At 45.6% G+C, this 11,076-nt stretch carries 11 protein-coding genes; 6 read left to right on the top strand and 5 right to left on the bottom strand.

Annotation, left to right across the window (positions count from 1 at the left end; translation table 11 throughout):
- Positions 1 to 247 (bottom strand): co-chaperone GroES (locus CAG69_RS20620; RefSeq protein ID WP_161445987.1); only part of this gene is annotated, 247 nt, incomplete at its 3' end.
- Positions 248 to 487: 240 nt separating this feature from the next.
- Between CAG69_RS20620 and CAG69_RS20615 the strand changes: the two genes are divergently transcribed.
- Positions 488 to 1,870, top strand: a complete 1,383-nt coding sequence (locus CAG69_RS20615) for an MATE family efflux transporter (protein WP_161445985.1) — start codon at positions 488 to 490, stop codon at positions 1,868 to 1,870.
- Positions 1,871 to 1,964: 94 nt separating this feature from the next.
- Here CAG69_RS20615 and pfkA read toward each other — a convergent pair whose 3' ends face one another.
- From pfkA to CAG69_RS20600, 3 genes are all read right to left on the bottom strand, one after another.
- Complete coding sequence (pfkA, locus tag CAG69_RS20610) at positions 1,965 to 2,927, bottom strand: 6-phosphofructokinase (protein WP_005460467.1); 963 nt, start codon at positions 2,925 to 2,927, stop codon at positions 1,965 to 1,967.
- A gap of 277 nt (positions 2,928 to 3,204) precedes the next feature.
- Positions 3,205 to 4,119: a CDF family cation-efflux transporter FieF gene (gene fieF / locus CAG69_RS20605; RefSeq protein WP_025998696.1), complete on the bottom strand. Its 915-nt coding sequence runs from the start codon at positions 4,117 to 4,119 to the stop codon at positions 3,205 to 3,207.
- A gap of 111 nt (positions 4,120 to 4,230) precedes the next feature.
- The gene (locus tag CAG69_RS20600) at positions 4,231 to 4,743 is read right to left on the bottom strand and encodes a CpxP family protein (RefSeq protein WP_161445983.1); all 513 of its coding nucleotides are present in this window, start codon (positions 4,741 to 4,743) and stop codon (positions 4,231 to 4,233) included.
- A gap of 190 nt (positions 4,744 to 4,933) precedes the next feature.
- Here CAG69_RS20600 and CAG69_RS20595 point away from each other — a divergent pair, with 190 nt between their 5' ends.
- The 4 genes from CAG69_RS20595 to trmL all read left to right on the top strand — a co-directional run bounded on the left by CAG69_RS20595 (position 4,934) and on the right by trmL (position 8,418).
- The gene (locus CAG69_RS20595) at positions 4,934 to 5,623 is read left to right on the top strand and encodes a response regulator (RefSeq protein ID WP_005397534.1); all 690 of its coding nucleotides are present in this window, start codon (positions 4,934 to 4,936) and stop codon (positions 5,621 to 5,623) included.
- Complete coding sequence (gene cpxA, locus CAG69_RS20590; RefSeq protein WP_161445982.1) at positions 5,623 to 7,017, top strand: envelope stress sensor histidine kinase CpxA; 1,395 nt, start codon at positions 5,623 to 5,625, stop codon at positions 7,015 to 7,017. Before CAG69_RS20595 ends, cpxA begins: the two co-directional genes overlap by 1 nt.
- Positions 7,018 to 7,193: 176 nt before the next feature.
- Positions 7,194 to 7,802, top strand: a complete 609-nt coding sequence (locus CAG69_RS20585; RefSeq protein ID WP_161445981.1) for a superoxide dismutase — start codon at positions 7,194 to 7,196, stop codon at positions 7,800 to 7,802.
- Positions 7,803 to 7,938: 136 nt separating this feature from the next.
- Entirely contained in the window at positions 7,939 to 8,418 is a 480-nt protein-coding gene (gene trmL, locus CAG69_RS20580) for a tRNA (uridine(34)/cytosine(34)/5-carboxymethylaminomethyluridine(34)-2'-O)-methyltransferase TrmL (RefSeq protein WP_005382381.1), read from the top strand.
- Between the two features lie 68 nt (positions 8,419 to 8,486).
- On the opposite strand, the gene CAG69_RS20575 is transcribed toward trmL, so the two are convergent.
- Complete coding sequence (locus CAG69_RS20575; RefSeq protein WP_053807754.1) at positions 8,487 to 9,005, bottom strand: FxsA family protein; 519 nt, start codon at positions 9,003 to 9,005, stop codon at positions 8,487 to 8,489.
- Positions 9,006 to 9,435: 430 nt separating this feature from the next.
- Here CAG69_RS20575 and aspA point away from each other — a divergent pair, with 430 nt between their 5' ends.
- Positions 9,436 to 10,887, top strand: a complete 1,452-nt coding sequence (gene aspA / locus CAG69_RS20570; protein ID WP_161445979.1) for an aspartate ammonia-lyase — start codon at positions 9,436 to 9,438, stop codon at positions 10,885 to 10,887.
- Positions 10,888 to 11,076 lie beyond the last annotated feature (189 nt).

Below are 11,076 nucleotides of genomic sequence, written 5' to 3'. Positions count from 1 at the left end.
CTTCTTTACCGTCGATTTTTTCAGTTTTTGTACCGTAACCTTCAGCGAAGATAACGGTATCACCGACTTTAACGTCTAGTGGCAGTACGGTGCCGTTTTCTAGGATGCGGCCTTTACCCACAGCTAGAACAACACCGCGAGTCGATTTTTCTGCAGCAGAACCAGTCAGAACGATGCCACCAGCAGACTTAGATTCAACTTCTTTACGTTCAACGATAACTCGGTCATGTAATGGACGAATGTTCATCGGTCGTCTCTCCTGAAAATTTCCATGTTTATTTGATAATTGTCCTTAGGGACTGTAGCCCCAGACACGTGATCCCTATATAAGGGGTCGAAGCAGCGATCCCAAGGGGGTGGCACAAAATTTTTGTGACTTAGTTAAAATAACGAACAACTAGGCAACGGTTTGCGTTAGAAATGCTCACTCGCTCGGCATCTCGCTTTCTTGTATCCTTGCAGTTTGCTCACCAGATAGTTGTCACACATGCAGGAAAATAACAAGCTGGAACCCCAAGCGACCGATAAGCATGGTTTGTTGACCGCACCCATTCCTGAAACGCTGCGGAAAATGACCGTACCCATGACCATGGGCATGATCGCAATTTTGATGTTTAACTTGGTGGACACGTTTTTTATCTCGTTGCTTGGCACTCAAGCGCTAGCAGCTATCAGCTATACCTTCCCTGTCACCTTTGCGGTTAACTGCATTACGATGGGGATTGGGATGGGACTATCGACCAATATTGGTCGCTTGCTTGGGCGAGGTCATGCACCACAAGCTGCACGGTTCACCACCCACGGTTTGTTATTAGCCGTGTTACTTGTGGCTATCGCGTCTTCTATTGGCTTTACCACCATTGCGCCATTGTTTCGTTTTCTTGGTGCGTCTGATGATCTCATCCCTCTTATTGAGCAGTATATGCAGGTCTGGTATCTCACCATTCCTCTGCTAGTGATCCCAATGGCGGGCAACAGTGCTATCCGAGCTACTGGCGACACAAAAACACCAGCAAAAGTCATGATGTTGGCTGGTTTGATTAATGGCATGCTCGATCCATTGTTGATTTTCGGTTATGGCCCTTTTCCGGAACTTGGCATTCAAGGCGCAGCCATAGCAAGTGCCTTTAGCTGGTTAGGTGCTTTGTGTGGCTCATTCTATGTGCTAATTAAAAGGGAAAAATTGCTTGCTCAACCCCAATGGGCTTTGCTGAAACAAGACTGGCAACAGACACTAAAAATTGGTACCCCTGCTGCTCTATCAAACGCGATGAATCCATTGTCGGGCGCAATTTTGATGATGCTTTTATCCAACCACGGTACGGCAGCGGTTGCGGCTTACGGTGCAGCGCAGCGTATTGAGTCTATTTTGATCCTAGTCTTGATGTCTCTGACCTCAGCACTCACGCCATTCATGGCACAAAACTTAGGGGCGAAAAATCCTCAACGCGCCTTTTCCGGCTTATTTATCAGCATGCGTTTTGCGGTGGTTTTCCAAGGGTTTATCTTCTTGATGATGGTGCCATTGAGTATTCCTCTAGCGGCGTTATTCTCGCAGGAAGAAGCGGTAAAAAATCTGCTGTGGCATTACCTGCTTGTGGTGCCGTTTAGTTATGGTTTTCAAGGCATTGTGATGATGTTAATCAGTGGTTTGAATGCGATGCACAAACCATTACGAGCATTTCAATGGAGCTTTATGCGTCTGTTCGTGTTTACCCTGCCATCAGCATGGATCGGAAGCCAAATCTACAATATTGAAGGCTTGTTTATAGGTATCGCTGTGGGGAATACGTTAGGTGGCCTACTGGGCTATATGTTTGCACTGCGCGAACGTAAATTGACGCTCATTGAACAGAGCAGCGCTTCGTAAGATTTTGTCCGATGCGTCAGCTTCCTTTTGCTGATACTCAAATACAAAAAAACCGCGGAAAGCCGCGGTTTTTCTTTATCTATTTCAAACTTGCTTAGAACAGTTCTTCAGCAACTTTGTATAGATCGTTGCGTACTGGACGCTTCATGTTTTCGATCGCATCGATGATGTCGTGGTGAACAAGTTGCTCTTTCACGATACCTACACAGCGACCGCCATGACCTTCAAGCAGTAGGTGAACAGCGTAATTACCCATGCGAGATGCTAGAACGCGGTCAAATGCCGTTGGACGACCACCACGTTGGATGTGACCAAGTACTGTTGCACGAGTTTCACGACCTGTCGCGGCTTCGATGTCACGTGCTAGTTCATTAGCGTCCATCATTAGCTCAGTCAACGCGATGATTGCGTGTTTCTTACCTTTTGCAATGCCGTCTTGGATGTTGCTGATCAGCTTGTCTTTGTCTAGGCCAGTTTCTGGAGTGATGATGTACTCACAACCACCCGCGATTGCAGACATCAGAGTCAAATCACCACAGTGACGGCCCATGATTTCTACAATTGAAATGCGTTGGTGAGATGAAGAAGTATCACGTAGACGGTCGATTGCATCGATAACGGTATTTAGTGCACTTAGGTAGCCCACAGTGTAATCCGTACCTGCGATATCGTTGTCGATTGTGCCCGGAAGACCGATACATGGGTAACCCATTTCAGTCAGTTTCTTCGCACCCATGTACGAACCATCACCACCGATTACCACTAGTGCATCGATACCATGTTTTTTCAGGTTCTCAATCGCTTTTTCACGAACTTCCACTTGTTTAAATTCAGGGAAACGTGCAGAACCTAGGAACGTACCACCTTTGTTGATCACATCTGAAACGCTAGAACGATCTAGCTTCTCGATGCGGCCTTCGTATAGGCCTAGGTAGCCGTCGTACACACCGAATACTTCCAATCCTTCGGATAGTGCTGTACGTACTACGCCGCGTATCGCCGCGTTCATACCAGGTGCGTCACCGCCACTTGTTAAAACACCGATCTTCTTAATCATGCTCACCCTCGATCTTTGGCAATCAATTATTTAATTTTCTTTTAGGCCCCTTGTTACCAAGCAACCTGCATAATCCAGAACTGTGCGTTATGTTACATTTCCTCTACAGGATTACCAATGAAAACGCACTTTTTTATGTAACTTTTCTACTTATGTAAGAGTATTACAGTTTCTCTATGAAACTTTGTTGATTCATATCAGGATCACGAATCTTAATAAGTATTGATGGAAAGATAGTCAATAAGTACCTGTTTGTCGTCGGGCACTGATGGATTTTTCAAGCCGACCAATCTTGTGCTTTCTGCTCTTTCTCTGGTCCGAAAACGACAGACAATGGATCTTGATGGATCAATACATCCGCATCAGGAAACAGAGCCAATAAATTATCTTCCACTTTATCAGCGATGTAATGCGCCTCAATTAATCGTAAGTTATCGTCTAGCTCTAAATGCAACTGTATAAAGCGCGTCGGTCCGGACATTCGCGTGCGTAACTGATGCACGCCCAATACCCCTTTTACGCTCAAACAAGCTTGGTTAATTTGCTCAAGTTCTTCATCGGGCAACTTTCTATCAAGTAAGGTTTGAATCGCTTCGCTGACCATTTTGAAAGCGCTATAAAGAATGAAGACACCAATACCAATCGCAAACACAGCATCCGCTTGAGTCACTCCAAAATAACTGAGCCCCAGAGCAACCATGATCGCAGCATTCATATACAAGTCAGTCTGATAATGCAGAGAATCCGCCGCTATTGCTTGGCTCCCCGTCACGCGAACCACATGTTTTTGGAACATCACCAAGCCAAGTGTGACCACAATCGCAAACAGCGATACATACACACCTAACTCCGGTGCGTGTAAAGCATGCGGGCGGAAAAATCGGTCAATCCCGTTAAGAATCAAAAATACTGCCGAGCCCGAAATAAACATAGCCTGAGCCAAGGCCGCTAAAGACTCAGCTTTACCATGCCCAAACGTATGTTCGCGGTCTGCTGGTTGTAAGGCATAACGGACAACAACGAGATTTACCACCGAAGCCGCGATATCTAACATGGAGTCAATCAATGACGCCAATAAGCTCACTGAGCCGGTTACCCACCACGTGATGACTTTTACTATCAGAAGAAGCGTCGCCACAATGGTTGCAGTCCAAGCGGCGGTCGTAACTAAACGTGCGTATTGCTGTTTCATAATCAAAGAGTTAACTAAAACCATACGTTGAGTATATTGAATGACCATGAAATAACCAGATCAAAAAGAGGCAACCAATGGCTGCCTCTTTATATAACATCAATTCATGACTTAATTATTGCGCGACTTTTCCATACGCTTGTGCATTCTGTCGCCACACTCTTGCATACGTTCATTTTGCAACTTCACAAACTCTGCTTTTTGTTCTGGCGTTAATACGCTCAGCATTTGGTGCTTTCTTTCTAGCATTTGCACGCGACGTTCCGTTTGGCGCTCAACCATCTCTTTTGCTAACTCGGTAGCTTGGGCTTCATCAAAATTATCCGCCAGCAAAAGCGATTGCACTTTTGCGTGATGCGCTTGACGCTCAGCCATACGTGCTTCTTTGCCATCAGCGAATTTTGCTTTCATTTTTGATTTGTTTGCTTCACGCATTTCTTTTAGCTGATCTTTTTGTGCATCAGTCAGGTCTAGTTGACGCATGACACCTCGGTCCATACCCATGCCGCATTCGTCACGAGGACCTTTATGATGGTTTTTACCACCGTAAGCGAATGCGCTTGCGGCGCCGAGAGTAAGAGGCAGAACAACAGCAGCTAACACAAGTTTTTTTGCAGATTTCATAATTTGATTCCTTACACAGGTGAGTGATTCTTCTGAGCTGTTCTCACAGCGCTTGAGTATAGAATACGACCCACTAGGTAAAGCGACGTATAGGGAGCGTAAAGAATCGTAAAGAGTGATTTTTACCCTCTTCGCAGCACATCATTCCAATGTAATATTAAGCTATCGGTAACTTACTATAGGTGCCCCCATGGCAAACATTCTTTTAATTGATGACGATATCGAGCTAACCAGCTTATTAAAAGAAGTACTCAGTTTCGAAGGATTTGACGTCAGCGAAGCAAATGATGGCGAAGCAGGCTTAGCTGCGGTCAATGATAAGATTGATTTGATTTTGTTGGATGTCATGATGCCGAAGCTAAATGGCATGGAAACCCTTAAACGCTTGCGTGAAAACTGGGAAACCCCTGTCTTGATGCTGACCGCTAAAGGGGAGGAAATTGACCGCGTGATCGGTTTAGAGCTAGGCGCGGATGATTATTTACCGAAACCTTTTAGTGACCGTGAACTGTTAGCTCGTATCCGTGCGATCTTACGCCGTACCAGCAGCACACAGAAAAACACCAAAAACAGCGATTGCATTGAGTATCAAGAGCTCCGTCTTTACCCAGGTAAACAAGAAGCATACTGCGATCAACAGTTGCTCGATCTCACAGCAACCGAGTTTGCTCTGTTGACCCACTTTGTGCAAAACCCAGGACAAGTGCTAACTAAAGAAACATTGAGCCTAGATGTGCTTGGTAAACGACTCGCCGCTTTTGATCGCGCGATCGATATGCATGTTTCGAACTTACGTAAAAAATTACCAGATCAGAGCAATGGCAAGCCGCGAATCAAAACTCTGCGTGGTCGTGGCTATATGCTGCTTGAGGAGGATTAATGCGCCTATCACGCATCAAACTGCCAAACATCAATAGCTTGTATGGACGCATCTTTGCCATTTTTTGGTTCACTATGTTATTGGTGTTGATAGCCGTGCTATCACTGCCACATTTGGACCCTCGCAAAGCTCGCGACATTCCAGAAGAGCACTATAAACGTATGGTAGAAACGCGTGACTCAATCCAACAAAAATACAGCCAGCAAACTGATTTAGGCCGCATACTTTTTCGTATCGAGGGCAACCGTCACGGCAAGCACGACCCTCGCCCGAGGGTGTTTTTTTCTGACTACAGCGGTAATGTTCTTACGACAGAAAAACGCAGTAACTTCCAATTGCGTGCCATGCAAAACTTTGTCACCAGTATCGAAGATTACAACCAGCCAAAGCAGAAACTGTATGGTCGATACATGATTGCAGGTCCAATCCCAATTACTTTGGCAGGTTCCGATATCTTGATGTATGTGGGCTTCAAGTGGAATGAGCCACCACCACTACTCTTGCGTCTGTTTGATCACCCATTCCAGCTATTGCTCGCGGTCATGCTGGTTAGTACACCCTTGCTGTTATGGCTTGCCTGGGCACTAAGTCAGCCAGCGCGTCGTCTTGAAGCCGCCGCTCAACGTGTCGCGAAAGGCGAATTTGTCACAGACCCAAATTTAGAAAAAGGTACGGCGGAATTTCGTCAAGCAGGCAGCAGCTTCAACCAGATGGTCGAAGCGGTTAATCAAATGATTTCAGGACAACAACGTTTGCTATCCGATATCTCTCACGAGCTGCGCTCACCTTTAACTCGTCTGCGCATGGCAAGCGCATTAGCGACGCGTAAACAAGGCGAAAGCCCAGAACTGACTCGTATCGATACCGAAGCGCAGCGCTTGGAACAGATGATCAGCGAACTACTAGAGCTTTCTCGCATGCAGGCGAACAGTCATATGACTCGCGAAACACAGCCACTGGAAAGTTTGTGGGAAGAAATCATTAAAGATGCGCAGTTTGAAGCTGAGCAAATGGGCAAGCACCTACACTATTCTGAACTGCCAAAACGAAGTATCTCCGGCAATCCTAAATTGCTGATGAGTGCGGTGGAAAACATCGTTCGTAACGCCATTTATTACGGGAAAGATGAGGTGAAAATCGACATCAAGGCCGATGATGATACGCTGCATATCACGGTTGATGACAATGGCGAGGGCGTTCCAGAAGAAGAATTAGCCGCGATTTTTCGTCCGTTTTATCGCGTTTCAACGGCCCGCGATCGCCACTCCGGCGGCACGGGTCTCGGCCTAACCATTACCGAAAGTGCCATCCGCCAGCACAGTGGAACGATCGTCGCCAGTCGAAGTCCGTTAGGCGGATTGCGCATGAGTATCACCTTACCTATCAATCGTTAACTTCAAGCCGATGGGCTAACAGTAAGCCACACCCTATTTCTAGAGTGAGAGATTCACGGCTTCATCTTCACTTTAGAAATTGGATGGGAACGCCTTCGAATACCCTGACAAAGATCAAAGTTGATAATAATTATCGTTAGCATTAAAGTAAATTTTCCAATTAAGGAGGATTTACTATGTCACATACATTTCCCGCTCTGCCTTACCCGTACGATTCACTAGAGCCGTACATCGACGCGAAAACCATGGAAGTGCACTACAGCAAACATCACAAGACTTATTTCGATAAGTTCGTAAGTGCCGTTGAAGGGAGCGAGCTCGAAACTCAGTCGCTAGACGAGATCTTTGACAATATCTCTAAGCTCAGCCATGCAGTGCGTAATAATGGCGGCGGCTACTACAACCACATCATTTATTGGAATTGCATGTCTCCAAACGGTGGCGGTGAGCCTCAAGGCGCACTTGCTCAGGCAATTAACGATAAATTTGGTAGCTTTGCGCAATTTAAAGAAGCGTTTGCCCAAGCCGCGATTAATACCTTTGGGTCTGGCTTTGCATGGCTGATCGTAAAAGATGGTGAGATTCACATTACGTCCACCAGCAATCAAGATAACCCTCTGATGGACGTAGTGGATGTACGCGGCGAGCCAATTCTCGCTCTTGACGTGTGGGAGCACGCGTATTACATCAGTTACCAAAACCGTCGCCCAGAATATATTGATGCGTGGTGGAACGTCGTCAACTGGCGAGCAGTTGAAGAAAACTATGCTCACGCTCTCTTATAAAGAGCATCGATACTTGCGGTATTAACATCCGCGCTAATACTTGCTTTCATACCCAGGTCAATCTTGCTGAATCTCGCATCTCTCGGTGACTTGGGTATATACTGCCCCTCTATTTGACCAACTCTATTTCAATACCATGTTTGATATCGCTTTATACGAACCAGAAATCGCGCCGAATACCGGCAACATCATTCGACTTTGTGCCAACTGCGGTGCAAACCTTCACTTAATTGAACCTCTGGGTTTCGATCTTGAAGAGAAGAAAGTCCGCCGCGCTGGTTTGGATTACCATGATTTAGCTCGCGTAACGCGTCATAAAAACTATCAAGCATTCTTAGAATATTTAGAGAAAGAGAAACAAGGTAACTACCGATTGTTTGCCTGCACCACCAAAACCACCGGTCACCACGTTGATGCGCAATACCAAGCAGGCGACGTATTGATGTTTGGTCCAGAAACTCGTGGCTTGCCTGCTGAAATCATCGATAGCTTGCCAATGGAGCAGCGTATCCGCATTCCAATGATGCCAGATGCGCGCAGCCTAAACCTTTCGAATGCCGTTGCGATCATTGCTTTTGAAGCATGGCGCCAAATGGGCTTTGAAGGCGCGTTGTAAGCCCCACGAATTTCAGACACAAAAAGGGCACTCATGCGCCCTTTTGTTTTCTTTACTCTCTGACTCAATCAATTGAGCTTGTTGCGATCATCATCGTCTTTACGCTCGTATTCCCCTTCAAAGGTATTGCCATCGTCTGACTGGGAATTAAATGGGTCACGGCGGAACGGGTCTTGCTCAAATGGCCCTTGGTTAGAGAAACCACCTTGGAAGCCACCACCATGCATGGTTTTCACCACCATTTTACTCATCAAGTATTTTGCAATCGCGGCGCGTGGCGCAGGAAGCAACACCAACATACCAAGAGCATCGGTCATAAAGCCCGGTGTTAACAGCAGCACGCCAGCCACCGCTAGCATTACACCTTCAAAAATTTGCTGGGCTGGAATTTCACCTTGTTCCAGACGCCCCTGCACAGACATCAGAGTTTGGATACCTTGGCTGCGCACCAACGATGCACCGACAAATGCCGTGATTAATACTAATGCGATAGTCGGCCATAAACCTAAAAAGCCGCCCACCTGAATAAATAAGCCGATTTCAATGATCGGGACAAAAATAAACGCCAATAATAAGATAGGAAACACACGCCCTCCTTTGTTTAATTCAGTGTAATGGTAAAAGCAGACTAAGCTCAAACGAATCGTTGTAAAAAAGCGTGTTCATACTGATCTCTTCCTACTCAGAAAAAGTGCTAGTGGAGTGTTTCATTCAATTGCATACCGATTTTTTCGTGCTTTTAAAGTGCTAATTTCGAACTCTAAAAACCCATGTTTGTCGAGGAAAATCGAGTACCCATAAAGGGTTATTAATAACCCGTTCATACTTTGCAAATTATTGACTCTTAAAAAACGAAAAAGGTGATCTAGTTACTATTTTTATGCGCTAGGTGCAGTATCATGTGCCACATAAGTCAGGACGGATTTTCCAGCCAAAAATTCTGATGAATGGATTCTAGATTGCAGAAATGGCTAATAAATAACTTTATTATCAGAATTATCATCTAAGGATCCTGCTATGGCTACCCTATCTGATGCTCCAAAAACAGCAAACCCAGCCACTCGTATTGAAGAAGATCTATTAGGTCAACGTCATGTCCCTGCAGATGCGTACTACGGTATTCATACGTTACGTGCGATCGAGAACTTCAACATCTCTAATATGACCATCTCTGACGTACCAGAATTTGTACGCGGTATGGTAATGACCAAAAAAGCAGCGGCGTTGGCAAACAAAGAACTTGGTGCGATTCCAAAAGACGTTGCAAACTACATCATCGAAGCGTGTGATTTGATCCTAGAAACTGGCAAGTGCATGGATCAGTTCCCATCAGACGTATTCCAAGGTGGTGCGGGCACTTCAGTGAACATGAACACGAACGAAGTGATCGCAAACGTTGCGCTTGAGCTAATGGGTAAAGAGAAAGGTCAATACGAATTTGTTAACCCAAATGACCACGTAAACAAGAGCCAATCAACCAACTGTGCGTACCCAACGGGTTTCCGTATCGCGGTTTACAACAGCGTACACAAACTAATGGAAGCAATTGAGTACCTAAAAGGCGCATTCGAACTTAAAGCAATTGAGTTTAAAGATGTACTGAAAATGGGTCGTACTCAGCTACAAGACGCGGTACCGATGACTGTAGGTCAAGAGTTCCACGCTTGGGCAGTAACACTAAACGAAGAGATTCGTGCTCTAGATTACACCTCTAAACTACTCCTAGAAATCAACCTAGGCGCAACCGCAATCGGTACAGGTCTAAATACACCGACTGGCTACCAAGCGCTTGCAGTAAAACATCTAGCGGAAGTAACAGGTCTTGACGTTGTTGCGGCAGAAGACCTTATCGAAGCGACTTCTGACTGTGGCGCATACGTAATGACGCACAGTGCACTAAAACGTCTAGCGGTGAAACTATCGAAGATCTGTAACGACCTTCGTCTACTTTCTTCTGGCCCTCGCGCAGGTCTAAATGAATTGAACCTACCTGAAATGCAAGCAGGTTCTTCAATCATGCCAGCAAAAGTAAACCCAGTTATCCCAGAAGTAGTAAACCAAGTTTGCTTCAAAGTTCTCGGTAACGACAACACGGTTTCTTTCGCAGCAGAAGGCGGTCAGCTACAGCTAAACGTTATGGAACCTGTGATCGCACAAAGTGTGTTTGAGTCTATCTCTCTACTACACAACGCGTGTGTGAACCTACGTGATAAATGTATCGACGGCATCACTGTGAACAAAGAAGTTTGCGAAAACTATGTTTACAACTCTATCGGTATCGTCACTTACCTAAACCCATACATCGGCCACCACGAAGGTGACATCGTAGGTAAGATTTGTGCAGAAACTGGTAAGAGTGTTCGTGAAGTCGTGCTAGAGCGCGGTCTGCTTACAGCAGAGGAGCTTGATGAAATCTTGTCAGTAGAAAACTTCATGCATCCTACTTACAAAGCAAAACGCTACGAGTAATAACGAATCCGAAGGGGGCCACTCAGGCCCCTTTTTTAGGCTCTCATACGGTTAACCACATTTTTTATATGCTTTTATTGCCGCTAAACCACTAGGTTCTCATTCTCTGAGCATTTACTCCTGTTCCTGAGTGTTCAAAAAATCAGAATCAAATAAAAAACTAAAGAGGTATCAATATGGTCATGGTCG

This window comes from Vibrio sp. V43_P6S15P86, assembly GCF_009904725.1.
Lineage (GTDB): Bacteria > Pseudomonadota > Gammaproteobacteria > Enterobacterales > Vibrionaceae > Vibrio > Vibrio diabolicus.
Note: the sequence above shows the minus strand (reverse complement) of the source record. Positions and strands in the feature narration are given on the sequence as shown.